The sequence below is a fragment of the Burkholderia sp. IMCC1007 genome (genome assembly GCF_027257875.1).
Classification (GTDB): Bacteria; Pseudomonadota; Gammaproteobacteria; order Burkholderiales; family Burkholderiaceae; genus Burkholderia.
This window is the reverse complement of the sequence record NZ_JAPVQY010000003.1, coordinates 189319-209963: the sequence shown is the minus strand read 5'-3', so window position 1 is coordinate 209963 and position 20645 is coordinate 189319. Positions and strand designations below refer to the sequence as shown.

The window sequence follows — 20645 nt, the reverse complement described above, 5'->3', positions numbered from 1 at the left end:
CTGGATTCGACATGAATTCAGGCCGGTGCGATATTCGCGATCGGTCATTTCTTTACCCCGCATCCGGCGATTTTCCCGATTCGCCGAAAACCCTTCCGCCATTTCAATACGCCGCATTCGACCCCGCGGCGATATGCGTGCCGGCGAAAGCCGATTCTCCTTATATCGAGCGTGTTGCCCGCGTGAGTGACCATTCACTCTCGCGCAGTCGCGTGCGCCGTCCGCGCGCCCGGCCCGCAATTTTTTTCGATTTATATAACGCTATTCTCGGCGGTGCCGATTATCGAATGCACGCCCGCTGTCATACCGACCGCGCCGGATGATTCAGCGAAACGATTGACTGATGTGTTGCGGATTTCAAACCATCCGGCCGTCCGTCATGTGAATGATTCCCCCATTCAGGAGAGCACCAGCCATGGTCGCCGGAAAACCGATTCAGGCCGTGCTGCTCGCCGCCGCGATCGTTGCGATTGCGCCGGCCGGATACGCGCACAACTCCACCGATTGGCTGGCGAACACCTACGGCACCCTCGCGGCGCACGTCGGCAACGTCGCGCGCTCGATGTGGGTCGCGCCGGAAGGGGTGATCTACACGGCGTCGATGTGGGACGAGGATGAAGGCGGCGTCGCGATCTACCAGAACGGCAAGAGCGCAGGCTCGATCGGCACGCATGCCGAATTCCAGGGCAGCGCGATCACGGGCAACGCGACGTCGCTGTTCGTCGCGCTGCAGCCCGGCAGCGGCTACGGCAGCGGCGCGGTCGGGCGCTACAACCGCGCGACGCGGTTCCGCGACAAGCTGATTCAGGTCACCGCGGCGACGAACCAGCCGCGCATCGACGTCGTCACCGGGCTCGCGACGGCCGGCTCGCTGCTCTTTGCGAGCGATTTCTACGGCAATCGCGTGCGGGTGTTCACGACCGGCGGCGTCTGGCAGCGCGACATCGGCGTGACCGCGCCCGGCGCGCTCGCGGCGGACGGCGCAGGCAACGTGTGGGTCGCGCAGAAGGGCGCGGGGTCTATCGTCGAGTTCGGCGCGACCGGTGCGCTGCTGAACACGATCCGGATGGCGGCCGGCTCGCAGCCTTCGGCGCTCTGCTTCGATGCGGCGACGGGGCAGTTGCTGGTCGGCGACGAAGGCCCCGACATGAACATCAAGCGCTATGCCGTATCGGGCCGCCCTGCGCTGGTCGACACGTTCGGCGTGCGCGGCGGCTATCTCGACACGACGACGGGCATCAAGGGGCAGGTCGGCGCGAAGCGCTTCACGCGTGTCGTCGGCATCGGCAAGGACACCGCCGGCAACCTGTACGTGCTCAACAACCCGTGGGGCGGCAGCTGGGATCTCGGCCGCAACGGCGCGACCGACCTTCATGCGTACAGCAGCGCGGGCAGCCTGCGGTGGACGCTGCAGTCGCTGAACTTCGAAGGGATCGCCGCGCCTGATCCGGTGACGGACGGCGCGCTGTTCTACAGCGCCACGCACGTGTACAGCGGCACCGCGGGCGGCACCTTCGTCGCGAACACCGTCGATCCGTTCGCGTATCCGTCGGACCCGCGCATCGACATGAACGATACGCAGCGCGACGAGCACTTCGGGCTGCTGACGTCGGTCGGCGCGAACCGGATCCTCGTCGCGGCGGGCCAGAATCCTCCGGTCTATTCCTTTTTCCACTTCAACGCGGCGAACGGCTACGTCGCGATTCCGGACGGCTCGATCCCGGGCCCCGCGTTCGGCACGACGCGGCGCGTGTCGGCCGGTTTCAGCGTCGACAGCAAAGGCGGCGTATGGGCCGGGCTCGACAGGACCGGCGCGATCTATCACTACCCGCTGACGGGCTTCGACGCGAGCGGCAAGCCGTCGTGGGGGCCGGGCGTGCCGACGCCGGTGCCGGCCAGCATCCAGCCGCTCACGCGCATCGTCTATCTCGCCGACACCGACACGATGGTGCTCGCGCAGGGCGTCGTCGGGAGCACCGACTGGACGTCGATCGGCACGCGCATCGAGGTGTATCACGGCTGGCGCGCCGGCAACACGACGAAGCCGAACCCGGTGATCACGCTGCCGCACAGCGGCGCGAAGTCGATCGACGCGGCCGGCAATCGTCTGTTCGTCGGCTACTGGTTCAGCAGCAGCGGGCCGCTGTGGCCGAACATCGACGCATTCAACCTCGACACCGGCAACCTCGACACGACGCTCGTCAACGCGAGCCCCGCGACGGTCGACACCAGCAGCGCGATCGACGCGATGTACAGCGTGCGCGCGTATCGCCGCGCGAACGGCGAGTACGTGGTCACGAAGAACAACGTGAAGGGGAACAGCATCACCGTTTATCGGTGGACGCCTTGACGATCGATGCGGGACGCGCCCCGGCTCATGCGCGCCAGATCAGGCTCGCGCTCGTGTCCGTTTCCGATGCGACGGTGAAGCCGAGGCGTTCGTAGAGCCGCCGTGCGGGATTGCCGTGCAGTACGCCAAGCGATACGGGTACGTGCTCGCGTGCGGCTTCGGTCATCAGCTCGCGCAGCACGGCTTCGCCGATGCCCTGGCCCTGTCGCGACGGGAGGATCTGGATCTGGTGAACGTGCCATTCGTCGGCGGCGCGCGTGACCTTCAGCAAGCCGATCGGCTCCGCGCCCGCGCCTTCACATACGACCATCGCGTCTTCGAAGTTCGCGGCGAGGCGGCGGCGATGCGATTCATCGTCGGCAGGGATGCCGACGCGTTGCAGATGCTCGGTCATCGTCAGTTGGCGCAGCGTCAGCAGAAACGGCAGGTCGGCGGTGGATGCAGGGCGCAGGCGGATGGCGGCGGGCATGGTCGGGGCGTGTTCGTGGGCGCAATCAACGCACTGTAGCGAATGATTCACGAGCGCGGCGATCCGGTCAAAGGCCGGGCAACTGGATTTGACGCGCGGCGGGACGGTGCTCGAGCACGTGCGTGACCTCGTATTCGGTTTTGGCTCCGTCGGCGGTCTGCCACTGCTGGACGCGCACGCTGCAGACGAGTACGTCGCCCTTGCTGAAGCTGATCCGATTGTTGTCGACCCGTTTCAGGAGGTTCGCATCGGTGATCGCGGCATGGATCGTGGCGGCACCGTCGTACAGGCGCCACTTGTTGTCGTCCTTGAATGCCAGCGACACGATCGAAAACGCCATCTTGCGATGCTCGTCGAGGATCAGGACGTCGGCTTGTTCCGGCACGCGGAACCAGTCGATTTCGTCCCGGCTGACCGTTTCGACGAACGCGTCATCACGAACAGCGGCCGTGCGGCGGCGGCCGACGCACTCAGGCGAAGCGTGGACGTGCCCATTCGTCACCCCCGTCTGCTGTCGATTCGTTACGCGTAGCATAAAGGCGACCCCAAGGGCCGGGTCAAGCCCGTTCACGCAATCCGGTACACGCGCATCGCGTTGTCGTGCCAGACCGCATTGCGCGCGACTTCGTCGAGGCCGGCCATCGCGCGCGCGAACGTACGCAGCAGCGCCGGATACGACACGCGCAACCCCGCGACCGGGAAATTGCTCGCGAACAGGCAGCGCTCCCAGCCGAAGATCGCGATCGTGTCGCGGATGATCCGCGCGTTGTCCGCGTCGTTCCATACGGCGTCGCGCAACCCGAGTTCGGAGATCTTCACGCTCACGCGCGGCGATGCCGCGAGCGCTTCCATCCCGCCGCGCCAGCGCGCGAGCCCGGCTTCCGAGCGATCCCACGGCAGCCCCGCGTGTTCGAGCACGACGTCGACACCGGGCGCATCGGTCAGCAGCGCGGCCGCTTCGCCGAGATGCCAGAACGGCACGCGCAGATCCCAGCTCAGGCCGTGCGCGGCGAGCCGTTCGAGCGCGGCCGGCCAGCGCGGATCGCGCAGCGTGCCGGGCCCGTCGTCAACGACCGCATCCGCCGACGCCGCGGTGCGCGGCTTGAAGCGCACGCCGCGCACGCGCGGCCAAGCGGCCTGTTCGGCGAGCCGCTCGTGCGCATCGTCCGCCAGCAGGTCGACCCATGCGACGACCGCCGAAGGCAGCCCGTGCGCGGCCGCGACCTCATGCAGCCAGCGCGTCTCCGCGAGCGCTTCGTCGTGCGCGCGTTCGGCCTCGACGTGCACGCTCGCGACGATCGGCGCCCCTTGCGCGGCCTGTCGGTAGTCATCCACGCCGAAGTCGCGGCACAGCGCCGCGTAGTCGCCGAACATGAAGCGCGCCGGATCGTACTGCGCCTGCAGCCACGGATAGTGCGCACCCGCACCGAGCTGCCACAGGTGATGATGCGCATCGACGAGGGCCGCCGGCAGCGCGTCTCGCGGCGGCGCGCTGCCGTGCCGCTCAGCGCGTGCCTGCGAGCACATACGACGCGTCCGGTTCGCGCAGCGTCGGCAGCGCACCGACGAAGCGCCATGCATCGAGATCGAGTTCGCGCACGTAGTCGTCCTGGAACGACACGTACGCGACGCGCCGCGACGGATGGAACGACAGCGCGGTCGGATTCGCGGGCAGCGCGACGCGTTCGATCTCCTCGAGCTGCCGCGCGTCGAACACCGAAATCGACCGCTCGCCTGAATTGGTCAGCAGCAGCAGATCGCGGCCGTCCGGCGCGGTGGTGCGGTAGATGCGGTTCGGATCGCTGCGCGTCTTCACGCGGCGGCCGCAGGTCATCGTGTCGGTGTCGATCTCGACGAGCGTGTCGTCGCCGCGGTTCGCGACGAACAGCGTGCGCTCGTCGCTCGACAGGGCATTGCCTTCGGGGCGCGGGCCGGGCATCACCGCGCGCGGCGCGACGGTCGCGTCGCGCGGATGAAACTGCGTGACCGTGTTCGACAGCAGATGCACGCCGTACGCGCGGCTCGCGTCGCGCGTGAGCGTCACGAGGTGCGTCTTCACGCCGCCGGACGGCACGGCCATGTTCGGCACCGGCTGCCGGGTCGGCTCGTCGAACACGAGCAGCATGTCGTGCGCCTCGCTCATCGCGTACAGGCGGCCGTCGCGGTCGCTCGCCATCCCGTGCGGCCGGTAGTACGGCCACAGGTCGAGCATGCGCGTGTGCGTGCGCTCGACGAGATCGATCTCGGCGATCCGGTGATCGCCTTCATGGCCGCGCGACCATGCGGTCTCGATCCCGAAGATGCCGACGTACGCGAAGCGGTTGTTCACGTCGACGGTGAATTCGTGCGGGAAGTTCGGCAGCACGACATGCTTGAGCGCGGCTTTCGTTTCGAGATCGTAGAAGCTGAAGGTATGGGCGCATTTCTGCACCAGCAGCAGGATGTCGTTCATGGTGAGTCTCCGTTGTTTCGTGCGCGTGCCGGCTTCCCGGCACGCGGATCAGTCTTCGCAGCGCTTGGGCAGCGTCAGCGCGAGCAGGCCGGCCACCGCGAGCGTGACCGCGAGGCTGTACACGCCGGCCGCGGCGCTCACGCGCTGGGTCAGCACGCCGACCGCATACGGGCCGCAGAAGCCGCCGAGGTTGCCGAGCGCGTTGATCAGCCCGCGTGCGCTGCCGGCCGTCTCGACGCTGCACAGCTTCGGCGGAATCGCCCAGAACACGCCGGCTGCGGCCTGCAGGAAGAAGCCGCAACCGATCAGGAAACCGAACGATACGACCATCGACGCGTGGGTGAGCACCGACAGCGCGAGGCACGCGGCGAAGCCGACCAGCGGCAGCAGCACGAACAGGCGGCGCTTGCCGGTCCGGTCAGACAAATACGACGTGCCGAACATCCCGATCATCATCGCGACATACGGCAGCATCGCGAGCAGGCCGACCTTCCCCATCCCGCCGTGCGTGAGGTTCTTGAGCAGCGTCGGCAACCACATCGTATAGCCGTAGATGCCGACCTGATAGCAGAAGTTGATCGCGATCAGCAGCCAGATCGTCGGGTTGCGCAGCATCGCGCCGAACGACGCGGCGGCCGGCGTGCCGGCGGCCTGCTTGCGCGCCTGCTCGTCGCGCAGCGCGTCGAGGATGTACGCCTTTTCGCGCGGCGACAGCCAGCGTGCGGTTTCCGGGCCGTCGTCGGCGAACATCATCCACGCGACCAGGCACAGCAGCGACAGCGCGCCGGCGCTGAAGAACAGGTGATGCCAGTCGTACGCGGCGAGGATGAAGCCGGACAGCGGCGCGGTGATCATCCCGGCGAGCGGCACGAACATGATGACCATCGCGTTGGCGCGCCCGCGTTCGCGGTCGGGAAACCAGTGGCTGACCATCGTCAGCACGACGGGCAGCATCCCGCCTTCGGCCACGCCGAGCAGGAAGCGCAGCGCCAGAAGTTGCCACGTATGGGTGACGAGCCCGGTCAGCACCGACAGCACGGCCCAGCTCACGAGCGACCACGCGATGAACTTCTTGCCGCTGCCGAGCGCGGCGCGCCGGCCGCCCGGAATCTGCAGGAACAGGTAGCCGAAGAAGAAGATGCCGCCGGCGAGGCCGGCCATGCTCGCGTCCATGCCGAGATCGGCGTTCATCCCGCCGGGCATCGCGAACGCGATGTTCACGCGGTCCATGTACGAAATGATGCAGGCGAGCAGCAGCGGCGGAATCACGCGCAGCCAGCGGCGGCGCGGGATGGCTTCGCCGGCGTCGTAGGCCGGGTTGGCGGGGTTCAGCAGGTTCATGGTGTCTCCAATCCATGTGATGAGCGGCGGCGGCCTTCTGTCGGACCGCCGTCACGCCGATGCGCAACGCACGCGCGTTGCGGTGCAAGCAAATATCCGGTCAGCGATCCGGTCAGCGCCCCCAGCGCAGCACGAGCGGATCGAGCCGCCGCGCCGCATCGAGCAGGCCCGCGCGCACCTGCGGGTGCATGTCGGGCCACGGCGCGCGCGGCCGGTCGCACGCGATCACGCCGCCTTCCTGCATCAGCGCCTTCGCGGTCAGGAAGCCGGACTGGCGGTTCTCGTAGTTGATCAGCGGCAGCCAGCGCGCGTATTGCTCGCACGCTTCGTCGCGGCGTCCGGCGAAATACGCGTCGGTGATCCGGCGAATGCCGTCCGGATAGCCGCCGCCCGTCATCGCGCCGGTTGCGCCCGCATCGAGATCGGCGAGCAGCGTGATGCCTTCCTCGCCGTCCCACGGCCCTTCGATCGCGTCGCCGCCGAGCGCGATCAGCTCGCGCAGCTTCGACGCCGCGCCGGGCGTCTCGATCTTGAAGTACGACACCGCGTCGAGCTCGCGTGCGAGCGTCGCGAGCAACGACGCCGGCAGCGCGACGCCGCTCGCGGGCGCGTCCTGAATCATCAGCGGAATGTCGAGGCCGTCGGTGACGTCGCGGAAGAATGCGCGCACCTGCGCTTCCGGCACGCGGAAGGTCGCGCCGTGATACGGCGGCATCACCATCACCATCGCGGCGCCGAGCGCCTGCGCATGGCGGTTGCGTTGCGCGCAGATCCGCGCGCTGAAGTGCGACGTCGTGACGATCACGGGCACGCGGCCGGCGACGTGCTCGAGCGTGGTGCGCGTGATGAGATCGCGTTCATCGTCGCCGAGCGCGAACTGCTCCGAGTAGTTCGCGTGGATGCAGATGCCTTGCGAGCCGGCGTCGATCATGAAGTCGAGGCAGCGGCGCTGGCCGTCGAGATCGAGCGCGCCGTGCGCGTCGAAGATCGTCGGCGCGACCGGAAAGACGCCGTGGTAGCGTGCGTTCATGGCGGGCCTCACTCGACGATGTCGAACTGGTCGAGGAATTCGGTCTTCAGCGAGAGGCCGAGACCGGGCACGTCGTCGCGCAGTTGCAGGAAGCCGTTCTCGGCCACCGGCTCGCCGTCGAAGATGTAATAGAACAGCTCGTTGCCGACTTCCACGTCGAACATCGGGAAGTACTCGCTCATCGGCGACGCGAGCGTGCTCATCGTCAGGTGATAGTTGTGCATCTGGCCCGCATGCGGAATCACCGGCACGCTGTACGCCTCGCACAGCGCGTTGATCTTGTGCGCCATCGTGATGCCGCCGACGCGGTTCGTGTCGTACTGCACGACCGACACGGCCTTGCGGTCGAGCAGCTGCTTGAAGCCGTACAGCGAGAACTCGTGTTCGCCGCCGGAGATCGGGATGCTCGTGAGCTGGTTCAGTTCGGCGTAGCCGTCGATGTCGTCGGCGATCACCGGCTCCTCGAGCCAGCGCGGCTGGTATTTCTCGAGCTTCGGCAGGATGCGCTTCGCATACTCGAGGTTCCAGCCCATGTAGCACTCGAGCATCAGGTCGTTGTCGTAGCCGATCACCTCGCGGATCGCCGCGACCGATTTCAGGTTTTCCATCACGCCCTGTTGCCCGTGCGCGGGCCCGTAGCCGAAGCGCATCTTGAACGCGCGGAAGCCTTCCTTCAGGTACTTCTGCGCTTCGTCCTGCATCGCCTTCAGGTCGGTGCGATACAGCTTCGAGTAGTAGCAGGGGATCTTTTCCTTGGTGCGGCCGCCGAGCAGCTTGAACACGGGCTTGCCGACGCTCTTGCCGAGGATGTCCCAGATCGCGATGTCGACCGCCGAGATCGCGGCCATGCCGATGCCCTTGCGGCCCCATGCGTGAGTCGCGCGGTACATCCGCTGGTTCAGATATTCGTAGTCCCACGGATCCTGACCGATCACGAGCGGCGCGAGGTACTGGTCGATGATCGCCTTCGCGACGTGCGGCGCGAGCGCGACGTTGCCGAGGCCGACGATGCCGTCGTCGGTCTCGACTTCGACGACCGTCCACGCATGGAAGCGGAACGTGCTCATGGTTTCCTGCGGCGCGTACAGCAGGTCCATCGCGTTCGAGCAGAAGTTGCCCTGTGGCGGGACGGTCTTGCCTTTCCACTGGAATACGCGGGCGCGTACGGAACGGATCTTCATGAGGGTGTCTCCTGAATCGATGTTGTCGTGTGTGGAACGCGTGCGAGGATCACGCGGAAACGGGGGACGTGCGGCGCGCGGCGCCCATCCGGCACGCGATCTGCAGCGCCTGCCAGGTCGCGCCCACGTCGGCGCTGCCGCGGCCCGCGATGTCGTACGCGGTGCCGTGCGCGGGCGTCGTGATCGGCACGGGCAGCCCGCCCTGCACGGTCACGCCGCGCGAGAAGCCGAGCAGCTTGATCGCGATCTGCCCCTGGTCGTGGTACATCGTGACGATCGCCTGGTAGTCGCCGGCCTGCGCCTTCAGGAAGATCGTGTCGGCCGGAAACGGGCCGTGGAACGGCGCGTCGGTCGGCCAGTCGCGCGCCTGCAGCTTGCGCACGGCCGGCTCGATGATCTCGACTTCCTCGCGGCCGCAGCTGCCGCCGTCGCCGCCGTGCGGGTTGAACGCGGCGATTGCGACCTTCGGCGCGGCGACGCCGTTCGCGAGCAGCGACCGATAGATCAGTTCGGACGCCTGTTCGATCCGGTCGACGCTCAGCTGGGCCGCCGCATCCTTCAGCGGAATATGCGACGAGATGCGCGCGGTCCACAGCTCGCCGAGCGTGTTGAATTCGCAGAAGTAGCCGGTCACGCCGAGCGCGGCGGCGAAGTGGTGCAGCTCGTCGTCGTGCTGGAGGCCGCCGAGCTTCATCGCGTACTTGTTCAGCGGCGCGAAGCAGATCGCGTCGATGTCGCCGGCGAGCGCGGCGTCGAGGCACTGGTCGAGCACGGTCAGCGTCGAGCGGCCGCCGGCCGCGCCCGCCTGGCCGACGGTAACCTGCGCGGGATCGATCGTATCGACCGCGACGAATGCGACGCGCGCGGTGGACGGCCGGCTGCGCACCGTGGCGAGCGACGCGACGGGTTCGACGTCGACCGTCACGCCGGCCACGCGCTGGCCGGCTTCCCACAGCCACCGGTCGCCGATCAGCACGAGGTTCGCGCGCGCGGTCGCATCGGGCCGCGCGAGCAGTTTCGCGATCAGTTCGGCGCCGATGCCGGCGGGGTCGCCGAGCGTCAGCGCGACGACGGGCAGGGGGGCGGCGGGCGTTGGGGTGGTCATTAACGTGTCTCCTGTGGCGGCGCGTGGCCGTTCGTATATGGGGTTCATGCTAGGTAGACGGAATGAGTCGGTAAATTGAAAACTCTTGATGAATCGATAACCTGGAGTAATCGAAAATGGGCTCGATCGATCGACGAGACTCGACTCCCCAATTGCTGAACCGGCTGCGGATGCGGCAGATCGCGCTGCTGCTGGCCGTGGACGAATGCTCGACGCTGCGCGCGGCTGCCGACCAGATGGGCCTCACGCAACCGGCCGCGACGAAAATGCTGGCCGAACTGGAAAGCGCGCTCGGCCAGCGGCTGTTCGATCGCGTCGGGCGCGGGCTCGTACTGAACCCGGCCGGCGAGCGCGTGCTCGGCTATTTCCGCGGCATTCGCGGCAGCATGGAGGCGCTGAACCGCGAGCTTGGCGAGCTGCAGCTCGGCAGTGCGGGGCGGCTCGCGATCGGCAGCATCATGGCGGCGTCGCCGGGGCGGCTGACCGAGGCGCTGGTGCAGTTGAAGGCGCGTTATCCGCTGCTCGCAATCGACATCGCAGTGGATACGAGCGACCGGCTGATGCCGCAGCTTCGCGAAGGCGTGCTGGAAGTGGTGATCGGCCGCAACGTCGGCACCGACTGCGATTTCCGCGTGGTGGACGACGAGGCGCTCGCGATCATCGCGGGCCGCGACCATCCGCTTGCGGGCGCGGGGCCGGTCGAATTCGACGCGCTGCTCGATTACACGTGGATCCTGCAGCCGGCCGGCAGCCCGGCGCGCGAAGTCGTCGAACGCGAGTTTCGCGCGCGTCATCAGCCGATGCCGCGCGGGCTCGTCGAAACGGGCTCGATCCTGACGACGATGAACCTCGTCGACCGCTCGCACATGCTCGGCGTGATTCCGCTGACGGTCGCGCAGCGCAATGCCGAGCACGGGCTGGTGGCGATCCTCGATTACGTGCTCGACCAGAAGCTGCCGTCGTACGGCAGCCTCGTGCGGCGCGACCGGCCGCTGAGCATTCCCGCGCAGCAGTTTCTCGCGTTGTTCCACGGGGATGGTGCGGGGGATGACGGCCGTGCGTAATGGCGCAGTTTGCCAGCCGAGGCGGCCGAGCCAGCCGCGCCAACCGCGCTGGCCGACCAAGCCGATCAGGCCGACCAAGCCGAACCAGCCGATCAAGCCGAACCAGCCGAACCAGCCGAATCCGCCGAATCCGCCGAATCCGCCGAACCGGCCAAGCCCCCACCATCGCGGTACGCGGCGAAGCGTGATGGCGACGCCGGCGAGGCGGCCGAGGGCAGGCGGACCCCGAAGCGAACCGCTTCAGCGCACCGACGGCGCAGCAGGCGCGTCGGCGAGCGCCGGCATCGATTCGGACAGCGCGCGATCGGGACGAATCCGCAGCGCGGCGACGATCCCGATCAGCAGCATCGCGACCGACCCGATGAACGGCACCGTCCAGCTGCCGGTGTGGTCGACGAGATAGCCGAACAGGATCGGCGACAGGATTCCGGCGACGGCCGAACCGGCATTCATCATCCCGCTCGCGATGCCCGCGTGTTGCGGCGCGATGTCGCTCGGCACCGCCCAGATCGGCCCGATCGTCAGTTCGAGACACAGGAACGACCCGGACAGGCACAGCGCGACGCCGGCCGTCGAATGCACGAACGCGAGCGGCAGCAGGCACGTGAGCGCGCCGGCGAAGCTCGCGACGATCACGCTCTGGCGCGACAGCGCGAGGTCGCCGGTCTTGCGGTAGATGCGATCGCACAGCCAGCCGCCGATCGTGTCGCCGACCACGCCCGCGAAGAACACGCCCGACGCGAACAGCGCGGTCGACTTCAGGTCGAGGCCCCGTCCGTTCAGGAAGAACGTCGGCAGCCACGTGAAGAACAGCCACGCGGTCCAGCCGTAGCAGAAGTACACGAAGATCGTCGGCGCCATCCGGCGGAACAGCGGCCCCCACGGGGTCGGGCCGGACGGCGGCGCGGGCCGCGCGACGGCGCGCGCGTGACCGTCGTCGTCGCCGAGCGGGTGTTCGCGGAACCCGACGATCCACCACACGAGCCACACCAGCGTCACCGCGCCGATCACGAAGAACGCCGCGCGCCACGACAGCCACGTCATCAGCGCGGCGACGATCGGCGGCGTGACCGCGTTGCCGAGCCGCGAGAACGAATGCGTGAAGCCCTGCACGACGCCGCGCCGTTCGCGCGAGAACCAGTGCGTGACCGCGCGGGCCTGCGCGGGCAGCGTCGCGCCTTCGCCGATGCCGAGCAGCAGGCGCGCGGCGAACAGCAGCGCGAGGCTGTGCACGAGGCCCGTCATGAAGGTCGACGCGACCCAGATCAGCCCGCAGCCGATCAGCGTGATGCGCGCGCCGAAGCGGTCGGCGATCCAGCCGCCGAACACCTGGCAGACGGCGTACGAGTACGCGAACGCGGAGAACGCGACGCCGAGTTCGGTATTCGATAGTCCGAGTTCGGACTTGATCGCACCGGCCGCGGTCGCGAGGTTCACGCGGTCGACGTAGAGGATGAACGAAAGCGCGCACAGCAGCCACAGCGTGTGGCGCCGTTGACGATGATCGGTAGTCATGTGTCTCGCTCCAAGGTCGTGCGCGGCGTTGCAATGACGCCGCGTTCACGGGCGGAGCCAGCATCGCGCGCTGGACGACGCATCGTCTAATGAATCTTTTGGATCAGTTGATAACCTGAGGCATTCGGTTTCGCCGCGCCGGCGCACCGGCGCGGACGGGCTGCGGGTTTTCACGAGCGCTTGCGGCATGATGCGCAAGGGCCGCGCGGCGCGCGCGCATCGCCGCCGAGGCTACGGGCGCCGCCGTGCTGCGATGATGCAGTGACGCAGCGGTATCGCACCGTCGGGAATGGACGGATATGGAACAACAACTTTCACGCCACCGGGACAGCCGTTTCTGGCAACTGTCGCCGGTGAAATGGTGGATCCAGGGGCATGGCCGCGACGGTGCTCGCGATCTTCGTCAGCGCGACGTCGCTGTCGCTCGTGCTGTCGGGCCAGCCGATGCTGGACTGCGTGTCGAAGGACACGGTGTCGATCTTCATCGCGCTGGTGTTCCTGCCGGTGTACGTGTCCGGCGCGGTGCGCAAGCTGGCGATCGCGCGCATCGAGGAGCTGGAGGCGCTGCGTCAGGCGACGGTCGGCACGCGGCTGAAGCTCGATCGGGCCGGCGCGGTGCGGGCAGTCGTCGTGCACGGGCCGGAGGGGAAAGCGACCGTGTCGGTCGCGGAATACGCGGTGCTCGGTTTCGAGCCGCCGCTCGAACGCGTGGGGCGCGAGACCGGCGCGTGACCACGTGGCGAAGGCTGCGCGCAGGCGCGGCGGTTCGGTGCGATGGCGCGCCGCGCGCAGGCGCGGTGATTCGATGCGATGGCCGGCCACGCGCACCCGCTGCGGTTCGGTGCGATGGCGCGCCACGCGGGCGCGGACCGGGTCAGCCCCGCATGCCGGGGCGCGGATTCGTCGGCATCGCCGATCAAGCGGGGAAGCGTCGCGCGTCCGGCGTCGGCTCGAGATCGTCGGGCCAGTACACGTCGAACCGAGTGCCGCCGCCCGGCGCCGGCATGCAGACGGCTTCGCCGCGATGCGCATGCGCGATCGCCGCGACGACCGCGAGCCCGAGGCCGCTGCCGCCCGGCTGCGTATCGTCGACGCGCCGGAACGCCTTGAACACGTGCGGCGCGAAGTCGGCCGGAATGCCGGGGCCGTCGTCCTCGACGCGCAACCGGCAGCGTCCGTTCTCGATGCGCGTCTGGATCCGGATCGCACCGGGCACCGCATGGCGGCGCGCATTCTCCAGCAGCGCGAGCAGCGCCTGACGGATCCGCACGGGGTCGCAGCGCATCGGCCGTGCGTCGAGATCGAACACCGGGTGCTGACCCGCGGCCTGCAGCGCGTGCGCGAACACGTCGACCACGGCGCGGATGTCCGCCGCGAGATCGGTGTCGCGGATCTCGATGCTCAGGTGGCCGCTGTCGGCGAGACTGACCACGCGCAGATCCTCGATCAGCCGCGTCAGTCCTTCCACTTGCGCGAGCAGGCTGCGGAACTGCGCTTCGCTCGGCGTGAACACGCCTTCGGCGAGCCCCTGCAGGCGACCGCGCAGCACCGTGACCGGCGTGCGCAGCTCGTGCGCGATCGCGGCATTCCAGAACGCCTGTTCGTCGGTCACGCGCTGCAGCTCGCTCGCGAGCGCGTTGAAATTGTCGGCGAGCCGCGCTGCTTCGTGCAGCGAACGATCGCCGACGACCGCGCGCGCACCGAGATCGCCGCGCGCGACGCGGCGGATGCTGTCGGTGACCGAGTTCAGCGGCACGAGGATGCGGCGCGACAGGTTCATCGCGACGACGATCGAGATCAGCAGGCCGACCAGCGTGGTCGAGGTGATCCAGAGCCACTCCGGCCCGCTCGGGAACCAGCTCGTCGGCTTCAGATACTCGGGCGAGTACAGGTACAGCAGGTAGTAGAACACATAGGCCGTCGCGACGATCAGCACCGTGGTGCCGAATGCGATCGCGCCCATCGTCAGCGCGATCTGCCGGCTCAGTCCTTCGAGCTTCACTCGCCGCTCCACAGTTTGTAGCCGACGCCGCGCACGCTGACGGGTACGCCGGCGATGCCGAGATCGTCGAGCTTCTTGCGCAGCTTGCTGACGTGGCTGTCCACCGTGCGTTCGAGCGTGTCGCCTTCCGGCAGACAGGTGGCCATCAGCTCGGCGCGGCTGAACACGCGGCGCGGCGCGCGCGCGAGCTGCGCGAGCAGCTTGAATTCGGTGAGCGTCAGCACGAGCGTGTGGCGTGTGCCGTCGACTTCGACGGTCGCTTCGTGATGCTCGAGATCGATCTCGAACGGGGCGGCGCGCAGCACGCGCTGTTCTTCGTGACGGGCACCTGCCATCGAACGGCGCAGCACGGCCAGCGCACGCGCGACGACTTCGGCGGGATTGAACGGCTTGACCACGTAGTCGTCCGCGCCGATGCGCAGGCCGGTGAGCTTGTCGATGTCCTGGTCGAGCGCGGTCAGCATGATGACCGGCGTGTCGCCGCGATGCCGGATCTCGGCGAGGACTTTCCAGCCGTCGACCTGCGGCATCTGCACGTCGAGCAAGACGAGGTCGGGCTTCAGCGACAGGTGCAGCTCGAGCGCGCGGCGGCCGTCGGCCGCATGCACGGTGCGCAGGCCGCTGCGCGCGAGATACGCGGTGAGGATCTCGGCGATCTCGGGATCGTCCTCGGCGATCAGGACGAGCGCCTGGCTGGCGCCGGGAGAGAAGGAAATATCGGGCATGGCCGCTTGGTCCGATCCATCGGGGTTCCATCGAATCGCAATACTACCGTACCGCTCCGACCGTCGATCGGAGACGCGAAGCAGGCGGAGGGCTCGGGCACGCGATGCCGGCTTTCCGATGCCTTTCAGTGCAGCCGTCGATCTTCCGACAGGGGAATACCCTGTCTTTTTTTCTCGAATCTATTTTATGTATCATGACCTATCTTTTGCAGCATGTACTAATTCAGGGGCCGATAGATCCATCGCGTGACGCGGACTATCGGCAGGCGGCGAGGCCGGCGGAGGAAGCGGCCTCGCCGCGTATTCAGTCGTCTGATCTCGCGCGAACGACAGTCGCGTGCCGCCGGGCACGCCGTCGCTCGCGTTCTTTGCACGCAGGAACCCAACCATCATGTCCAGCAAGTCATCCTCCCGCGGGTCGGCCGACCTGCCGCGCAGGCAGTGGCTCAAGATCGCCGGCGCGTCCGTCGCGGCCGGCGGCCTCGCGCTCGGCGCGGCGCGCGCCAGTGCCGATAGCGCACCGGTCGCCGGCCACGACGGCGACGTGCTCGACGTCGCGATCGTCGGCGCCGGGCTCGCCGGGCTCACGACCGCGCGCGACCTGCGCTACGCGGGCTGCGAATCGTTCGTCGTGCTCGAGGCGCGCGATCGGGTCGGCGGCCGCACGCTCAACTTCGACGTCGGCGGCGGCTATGTGTCCGAAGTCGGCGGCCAGTGGATCGGCCCGGGCCAGACGGCCGTCGCGGATCTCGCGCGCGAACTGGAAATCGGCACGTTCCCGAGCTACTACGCGGGCAAGACGGTCATCCTCGGCGGCGACGGCCGCGCCGAGATCGACCTGGACGGCACGTTCGGCACCGACGAGGCCGTTGCCGCGAAGCTGAGCCGGATGTCGCGCGACGTGCCGTCGGGCGCACCGTGGACGTCGCCGAAGGCGGCCGAACTCGACCGGCTGTCGGTCGGCGACTGGCTCGCAAAGCAGGGCATCAAGCCCGAGGACCGGATGGGCTGGAACGCGTCGATCTCGCTGTCGGGCGGCTCGGCGCCCGCGAAGATGGGGCTGCTGCACTTCCTGTCGATGATCAACTCCGCCGATTGCGATTACGCGCAGCTCGACTCGATCAAGCACAGCGCGCAGGAAACCCGCGTCGTCGGCGGCTCGCAGCTTCTCAGCATCCGGATCGCGCAACAGCTCGGCGACAAGGTGCGGCTCGCGTCGCCGGTGCGCCGGATCGTCGGCTGGGATCGCGACGTCGTCACGCTGCAGACGGAGCGCGGCACGGTGCGCGTGCGCAAGGTCGTGATGGCGCTGCATCCGGCGCTGTGTCAGCAGGTGCAGTTCGATCCGCCGCTGCCCGACAAGCGCCATGCGCTGCAGCGCGCGTGGCCCACGCATTCGCCGGCGCGCAAGACGGCGATGGTCTATCGCCGCCCGTTCTGGCGCGACAAGGGGCTGAACGGCCACATCTTCCAGACCGACGGGCCGATCTTCTGGGCTTACGACAATTCGCCGCCGGGCGGCGAGATCGGCGTGATCAACGCGTTCGTGCGCAACGCGCTCGTGCCGTCGGACCCGGAGGCCGCGAAGCAGATGCACATGGACCTCTATGCGCGGGCGTGGGGCGACGACGCGCGCGCGCCGGTGTCGTACCACGATCGCGACTGGGGGCTGGCCGACCCGTGGACGATCACGTGCGTATCGGCGATTCCGCCGGGCTTCTGGACCGCGCACGGCGACGCGTTGCGCGCGCCGTGCGGCAACCTGATCTGGTCGGGTACCGAGACCGCGAACATCTGGGCCGGCTACATGGACGGCGCCGTTCGCTCGGGCCACCAGGCCGCGCTTCAGGCGCTCAATGCACTGCGTCGCGCGTAGGAGACCGGAGATGAAGAAACGCATGTTGCTGCTTGCCGCGGTCGTGATCGCCGGCGCACTCCTGGCCGTCTACGGCCCCACGCTGCTCGGCTTCTATCGCCTGCAGCGCCATATCGATACGACGGCGCAGGCCGACGACGCCGACGGCGGCCCGTGGCCGCGCATGACCGACGTGTGCATGGGTTGTCACGGCGTGAAGGGCACGTCGCTGAGCGGCGCGTATCCGAGCCTCGCCGGCCAGCCGTCGTCCTACGTGGCCGCACAGCTTCGCGCGTTCGCGAGCGGACAGCGCGCGAACCCGACGATGGGCCCGCTCGCGATGACGATGAGCGAAGCCGAAATCGCACGCGCGGCCGACTACTACGCGAAGCAGGCGCCGCAGGACAACCGCTATTTCAAGCCGGATGCGCAACTGCGAGCGAAGGGCGAGCAGCTGGTGACGGGCGGTGCGTGCGTCGCTTGCCACGGTGCGCGGCTGACGGGCCAGGCGCAGTTTCCGCGGCTCGCCGGGCAGGGCTACGACTACCTGCGTACGCAACTCGATGCATTCGCGAACGGTGCCCGCGCGGAGGCGACCGGCACGATGCAGCGCGTCGCGCAGGCGATGTCGGCTAACGAGCGCGCGGCGGTCGCGACTTATCTCGCGAGCCTCAGCCCGGTCAAGCAGTGAATCAACGGCAGCACTCGACCTCGGGAGTTCGAACCATGGATCACAGATCACTTGCACTTTGTCTTTCCAGCGCGACGCTTGCCGCGACGACAGGCCTGTACGGCTTCAGGTTCGTCCGCAAGCGCAACTTCCTGCTCGGCTTCGAATGGTGGATCGTGACGATTTCCGCATCCAATGCCGTGATCTTCTTCGCGACCGAATCGCCGGTGTCGTACGCCATTTCGCACTTCCTCGACGCGTTCTCGCGCGGGTTCGGGATGCCGGTGATCGCGGTCGCGGGGCTGATGGCCGTCACGCACGGCTACCGGCCCTCGATGCGGCAGGACGTGACGCTGTTCGTGCTCGCGACGCTCGGGACCTTCGCGCTCGTGGCCGGCGTGCTGCAGCACGCGCTGCCGTACTTCTACGTGGCGATGTGGACGCTGATGTCGATCTATCTCGCCGGTTTCGTGCTGCGGCTCGTGCGAGCCGGTCACGCGCTCCATGCGCTGACGACGACGATCGCGCTCATCGCTGCGCAGGCGATCGCGTGCATCTACGACTTCTACAAGATCCCGGGCGAGGACACCAGCGTGGTGTTCAATTTCTACGTGCTTGCGCTCTTGACCTGGTCGTACCTGACCGTCACGCTCTATTACGCGTATGGCGCACTGGAGCGCGACGCCGGACGCGGCAAGGTGACGGCGAACGTCTTGTCGTATCCGAAATGAGTAGCTGTACTGATGACATGGCGAAGGGCCGTGCCGTTGGGACGGGCAGGCCGCGGCGATCACGGAGCGCACCGCTGGACCCGGGCCGCCCGACCCATGCGCAGCGGCGCGATGCGACGCGCGAACGCCTGATCGGCGCCGCGCGCGCGATTTTCGCGGAGAAGGGCTACGCGGCCGCGAGCGTCGAGGACATTGCGGCGGCGGCCGGGCATACGCGCGGCGCGTTCTATTCGAACTTCCGCAGCAAGACGGAGATGCTGTTCGAACTGCTGACGCGCGATCACGACGACGCCGGCGTGGCGCTGCCGTTGCCCGCACAGGTGCTGGCGCTCGGCCTCACCGCGCTGTGCGACGGCGTGCAGTCGTGTTGTGCGGCCGACGCGTGCAGCACCGCCGACGCGCTGGCCGATGCGGTGCTGGTCGGCTTCGTTACGCATACGGTGTTCGGCGGCGCGCGCGGCTGACGTGACGGCGAACCCGCGGCCCGCTTTCGTCGCCCGTTGGTATGAAGGCTGAAAGCAGGTTGTCATGGCGGGCGGCGAACCGTCGCGATGGACGTTCGAACAGGCAGACGAAACAGGGAATACCCCGTCTTTTTCTTTTCCGTATTTTCGTCATGATGACCTAACATTGTCACCATGTTCTACTGAAGGCGCCGGCAGTGAGCGATCGCGACCGGCAGTGGTTGGACGAATCAGGAGATCTACGATGGATGCACTCAAGCGCAAGGCTTTCTTCGAGGACGGTGCGGTCCTCGTCGAAGGCGTACTCGACGCGGCGCAGCTCGCACAATGCCGCGCGGTGTTCGACTGGGGGATGGAGAACCCGGGCCCGATGGCGACGACGCTGCTCGACGGCACCGAATACAAGTCGCACAACGACAACGCGAACCCGTATGCGAAGGCGCGGCTCGACGAACTGGTCGCCACGCTGCCGTTCGGCGAGCTGTTCGCCGACCTGTGGGGCTCGAAGCACGTGTGGTACTTCGCCGAGGAGCTGTTCATGAAGGCCGGCGGCAAGAGCGCACGCTCGCCGTGGCACCAGGACACGTCGTACCTGCCGTGGCAAGGCATGCACTTCGGCAATGCGTGGATCAGCTTCGAGCACGTGCCGAAGCGCAACGCGCTGGAGATCGTGCGCGGCTCGCATCGCGGCGTGCGCCACGACGGCACCACGTTCCAGAACGCCGAGGATCCGACCGATCCGCTGCACGGCGGCGACGTGTGGCCGCGGCTGCCGAACATCGAAGCGGAGCGCCGCGCGAAGCCGGATGCGTACGACATCCTGTCGTGGGAAACGAAGCCGGGCGACGTGCTGCTGCTGCATCCGGGCGTGCTGCACGGCGGCGGTGCGGTCGATGCCGATTTCCCCGATCGCCACACGCTCGTGCTGCGCTTCTTCGGCGACGACGCGGTGTTCAGCCCGCTCCCCGATGAAAGCCGCTCGGGCTTCACGCCGGCCGGCGTGCTGTTCGTCGAGGAGCTCGCCGCGCTGAAGGCCGGCGACCCGTTCCGCGCGCCGTGTTTCCGTCAACTCGTCTGAGCAAGGAGTCTTTCATCATGTCAGCCACCCCCAAGCGGCAATCGATCGTTCCGCCTGCGTTCCAGCCGTGGTACGACGCGTACCACTTCTCGCCGGCCACGCGCGTCGGCGACACGATCTGGGTCTCGGGCCAGGTCGGTCTCGACGCGCAGATGCAGCCGGCCGACGGCGTCGAGGCTCAGGCCCGGATCGCGTTCGAGAGCCTGAAGATGATCCTCGAAGCGGCCGGCGCGAGCCTCGCCGACGTCGTCGAACTGACGACCTTCCATACCGACCTGCAGCAGGAGACCCAGGGTTTCGCGGCGGTCAAGGACGTGTATTTCCCGAACCGTTACCCGTCGTGGACGGCCGTCGGCGTGTCGCAACTGGCGCTGCCGGGGCTGTGCGTCGAAGTGCGTGCGGTGGCGGTGGCCGGATCGGGCAAGGCGTAAAGCGGGCAGCGGTGCGTCATTTCTTCCCGGCGAGCGTGCTTCATGAATCGCAGTCCTGAGGAAATGACGAAAGCGTATCGATACAGGCAGGCGGCCGTCCGTCATCGCGGACGACCGTCATCAGGAAGCGGCGCGATCGTCGGGTGACGGCGCAAGCGGCGTGAATGCGCGGGGCCCTGACG

General features: G+C 67.9%; 20 protein-coding genes and 1 pseudogene. 10 read left to right on the top strand and 11 right to left on the bottom strand.

The window, feature by feature from the left end:
- Nucleotides 1-11: 11 nt before the first annotated feature.
- Nucleotides 12-323 carry a hypothetical protein gene (locus tag O1Q03_RS05055; RefSeq protein ID WP_269501943.1) on the top strand — a complete coding sequence of 104 codons (312 nt, stop codon included), beginning with the start codon at nucleotides 12-14 and terminating at the stop codon, nucleotides 321-323.
- 92 nt (nucleotides 324-415) lie between these two features.
- Nucleotides 416-2350: an SMP-30/gluconolaconase/LRE-like region family protein gene (locus tag O1Q03_RS05050; protein ID WP_269501942.1), complete on the top strand. Its 1935-nt coding sequence runs from the start codon at nucleotides 416-418 to the stop codon at nucleotides 2348-2350.
- 25 nt (nucleotides 2351-2375) lie between these two features.
- On the opposite strand, the gene O1Q03_RS05045 is transcribed toward O1Q03_RS05050, so the two are convergent.
- The 8 genes from O1Q03_RS05045 to O1Q03_RS05010 all read right to left on the bottom strand — a co-directional run bounded on the left by O1Q03_RS05045 (nucleotide 2376) and on the right by O1Q03_RS05010 (nucleotide 9928).
- Entirely contained in the window at nucleotides 2376-2819 is a 444-nt protein-coding gene (locus O1Q03_RS05045; protein WP_269501941.1) for a GNAT family N-acetyltransferase, read from the bottom strand.
- Nucleotides 2820-2886: 67 nt separating this feature from the next.
- Nucleotides 2887-3390: a hypothetical protein gene (locus O1Q03_RS05040; RefSeq protein ID WP_269501940.1), complete on the bottom strand. Its 504-nt coding sequence runs from the start codon at nucleotides 3388-3390 to the stop codon at nucleotides 2887-2889.
- Nucleotides 3387-4346, bottom strand: coding sequence for an amidohydrolase family protein (locus O1Q03_RS05035; RefSeq protein WP_269501939.1), 960 nt, complete (start codon nucleotides 4344-4346; stop codon nucleotides 3387-3389). Before O1Q03_RS05035 ends, O1Q03_RS05040 begins: the two co-directional genes overlap by 4 nt.
- Nucleotides 4324-5271 carry a YncE family protein gene (locus tag O1Q03_RS05030; protein ID WP_269501938.1) on the bottom strand — a complete coding sequence of 316 codons (948 nt, stop codon included), beginning with the start codon at nucleotides 5269-5271 and terminating at the stop codon, nucleotides 4324-4326. The genes O1Q03_RS05035 and O1Q03_RS05030 overlap by 23 nt, the downstream gene beginning before the upstream one ends.
- A gap of 48 nt (nucleotides 5272-5319) precedes the next feature.
- Nucleotides 5320-6612 (bottom strand): MFS transporter, encoded by a 1293-nt coding sequence (locus tag O1Q03_RS05025; RefSeq protein WP_269501937.1) that lies wholly within the window; start codon nucleotides 6610-6612, stop codon nucleotides 5320-5322.
- A gap of 112 nt (nucleotides 6613-6724) precedes the next feature.
- Nucleotides 6725-7642 (bottom strand): dihydrodipicolinate synthase family protein, encoded by a 918-nt coding sequence (locus tag O1Q03_RS05020; protein WP_269501936.1) that lies wholly within the window; start codon nucleotides 7640-7642, stop codon nucleotides 6725-6727.
- Between the two features lie 8 nt (nucleotides 7643-7650).
- The gene (locus O1Q03_RS05015) at nucleotides 7651-8823 is read right to left on the bottom strand and encodes an L-rhamnonate dehydratase (RefSeq protein ID WP_269501935.1); all 1173 of its coding nucleotides are present in this window, start codon (nucleotides 8821-8823) and stop codon (nucleotides 7651-7653) included.
- Between the two features lie 49 nt (nucleotides 8824-8872).
- A complete protein-coding gene (locus O1Q03_RS05010) occupies nucleotides 8873-9928 on the bottom strand; it encodes a 4-hydroxythreonine-4-phosphate dehydrogenase PdxA (RefSeq protein WP_269501934.1) in 1056 nt (351 codons plus the stop codon).
- A 116-nt stretch (nucleotides 9929-10044) separates the two neighbouring features.
- Between O1Q03_RS05010 and O1Q03_RS05005 the strand changes: the two genes are divergently transcribed.
- Nucleotides 10045-10992, top strand: a complete 948-nt coding sequence (locus O1Q03_RS05005; protein WP_269501933.1) for a LysR family transcriptional regulator — start codon at nucleotides 10045-10047, stop codon at nucleotides 10990-10992.
- A 240-nt stretch (nucleotides 10993-11232) separates the two neighbouring features.
- Here O1Q03_RS05005 and O1Q03_RS05000 read toward each other — a convergent pair whose 3' ends face one another.
- On the bottom strand, nucleotides 11233-12507 hold the full coding sequence (locus O1Q03_RS05000) for an MFS transporter (RefSeq protein WP_269501932.1): 1275 nt from the start codon (nucleotides 12505-12507) through the stop codon (nucleotides 11233-11235).
- A 366-nt stretch (nucleotides 12508-12873) separates the two neighbouring features.
- On the opposite strand from O1Q03_RS05000, the pseudogene O1Q03_RS04995 reads away from it, so the two are divergent.
- A pseudogene (locus tag O1Q03_RS04995) lies at nucleotides 12874-13239 on the top strand (hypothetical protein); the annotation flags it as partial.
- A gap of 184 nt (nucleotides 13240-13423) precedes the next feature.
- Here O1Q03_RS04995 and O1Q03_RS04990 read toward each other — a convergent pair.
- Entirely contained in the window at nucleotides 13424-14509 is a 1086-nt protein-coding gene (locus O1Q03_RS04990; protein ID WP_269501930.1) for an ATP-binding protein, read from the bottom strand.
- Complete coding sequence (locus O1Q03_RS04985) at nucleotides 14506-15234, bottom strand: response regulator (RefSeq protein WP_269501929.1); 729 nt, start codon at nucleotides 15232-15234, stop codon at nucleotides 14506-14508. Before O1Q03_RS04985 ends, O1Q03_RS04990 begins: the two co-directional genes overlap by 4 nt.
- Before the next feature lie 391 nt (nucleotides 15235-15625).
- Between O1Q03_RS04985 and O1Q03_RS04980 the strand changes: the two genes are divergently transcribed.
- The 6 genes from O1Q03_RS04980 (at nucleotide 15626) to O1Q03_RS04955 (ending at nucleotide 20463) form a co-directional block, all read left to right on the top strand.
- Nucleotides 15626-17110: a flavin monoamine oxidase family protein gene (locus O1Q03_RS04980; RefSeq protein WP_269501928.1), complete on the top strand. Its 1485-nt coding sequence runs from the start codon at nucleotides 15626-15628 to the stop codon at nucleotides 17108-17110.
- 10 nt (nucleotides 17111-17120) lie between these two features.
- Nucleotides 17121-17780 carry a c-type cytochrome gene (locus O1Q03_RS04975; protein WP_269501927.1) on the top strand — a complete coding sequence of 220 codons (660 nt, stop codon included), beginning with the start codon at nucleotides 17121-17123 and terminating at the stop codon, nucleotides 17778-17780.
- 35 nt (nucleotides 17781-17815) lie between these two features.
- Nucleotides 17816-18490, top strand: coding sequence for a hypothetical protein (locus O1Q03_RS04970; RefSeq protein WP_269501926.1), 675 nt, complete (start codon nucleotides 17816-17818; stop codon nucleotides 18488-18490).
- Between the two features lie 74 nt (nucleotides 18491-18564).
- Nucleotides 18565-18954: a TetR/AcrR family transcriptional regulator gene (locus tag O1Q03_RS04965; protein ID WP_269502066.1), complete on the top strand. Its 390-nt coding sequence runs from the start codon at nucleotides 18565-18567 to the stop codon at nucleotides 18952-18954.
- Nucleotides 18955-19198: 244 nt separating this feature from the next.
- Nucleotides 19199-20032 (top strand): phytanoyl-CoA dioxygenase family protein, encoded by an 834-nt coding sequence (locus tag O1Q03_RS04960; RefSeq protein WP_269501925.1) that lies wholly within the window; start codon nucleotides 19199-19201, stop codon nucleotides 20030-20032.
- A gap of 17 nt (nucleotides 20033-20049) precedes the next feature.
- On the top strand, nucleotides 20050-20463 hold the full coding sequence (locus O1Q03_RS04955) for a RidA family protein (protein ID WP_269501924.1): 414 nt from the start codon (nucleotides 20050-20052) through the stop codon (nucleotides 20461-20463).
- Nucleotides 20464-20645 lie beyond the last annotated feature (182 nt).

Bases quoted from the DNA above. Each gene is read 5' to 3' on its own strand.
- O1Q03_RS04975 (WP_269501927.1), top strand. From the start codon at position 17,121: ATGAAGAAACGCATGTTGCTGCTTGCCGCGGTCGTGATCGCCGGCGCA.
- O1Q03_RS05010 (WP_269501934.1), bottom strand. From the start codon at position 9,928: ATGACCACCCCAACGCCCGCCGCCCCCCTGCCCGTCGTCGCGCTGACG.
- O1Q03_RS05020 (WP_269501936.1), bottom strand. From the start codon at position 7,642: ATGAACGCACGCTACCACGGCGTCTTTCCGGTCGCGCCGACGATCTTC.
- O1Q03_RS04960 (WP_269501925.1), top strand. From the start codon at position 19,199: ATGGATGCACTCAAGCGCAAGGCTTTCTTCGAGGACGGTGCGGTCCTC.
- O1Q03_RS05000 (WP_269501932.1), bottom strand. From the start codon at position 12,507: ATGACTACCGATCATCGTCAACGGCGCCACACGCTGTGGCTGCTGTGC.
- O1Q03_RS05015 (WP_269501935.1), bottom strand. From the start codon at position 8,823: ATGAAGATCCGTTCCGTACGCGCCCGCGTATTCCAGTGGAAAGGCAAG.
- O1Q03_RS05035 (WP_269501939.1), bottom strand. From the start codon at position 4,346: ATGTGCTCGCAGGCACGCGCTGAGCGGCACGGCAGCGCGCCGCCGCGA.
- O1Q03_RS04970 (WP_269501926.1), top strand. From the start codon at position 17,816: ATGGATCACAGATCACTTGCACTTTGTCTTTCCAGCGCGACGCTTGCC.
- O1Q03_RS05050 (WP_269501942.1), top strand. From the start codon at position 416: ATGGTCGCCGGAAAACCGATTCAGGCCGTGCTGCTCGCCGCCGCGATC.
- O1Q03_RS04980 (WP_269501928.1), top strand. From the start codon at position 15,626: ATGTCCAGCAAGTCATCCTCCCGCGGGTCGGCCGACCTGCCGCGCAGG.
- O1Q03_RS05055 (WP_269501943.1), top strand. From the start codon at position 12: ATGAATTCAGGCCGGTGCGATATTCGCGATCGGTCATTTCTTTACCCC.
- O1Q03_RS04985 (WP_269501929.1), bottom strand. From the start codon at position 15,234: ATGCCCGATATTTCCTTCTCTCCCGGCGCCAGCCAGGCGCTCGTCCTG.
- O1Q03_RS05030 (WP_269501938.1), bottom strand. From the start codon at position 5,271: ATGAACGACATCCTGCTGCTGGTGCAGAAATGCGCCCATACCTTCAGC.
- O1Q03_RS04955 (WP_269501924.1), top strand. From the start codon at position 20,050: ATGTCAGCCACCCCCAAGCGGCAATCGATCGTTCCGCCTGCGTTCCAG.
- O1Q03_RS05005 (WP_269501933.1), top strand. From the start codon at position 10,045: ATGGGCTCGATCGATCGACGAGACTCGACTCCCCAATTGCTGAACCGG.
- O1Q03_RS05025 (WP_269501937.1), bottom strand. From the start codon at position 6,612: ATGAACCTGCTGAACCCCGCCAACCCGGCCTACGACGCCGGCGAAGCC.
- O1Q03_RS05045 (WP_269501941.1), bottom strand. From the start codon at position 2,819: ATGCCCGCCGCCATCCGCCTGCGCCCTGCATCCACCGCCGACCTGCCG.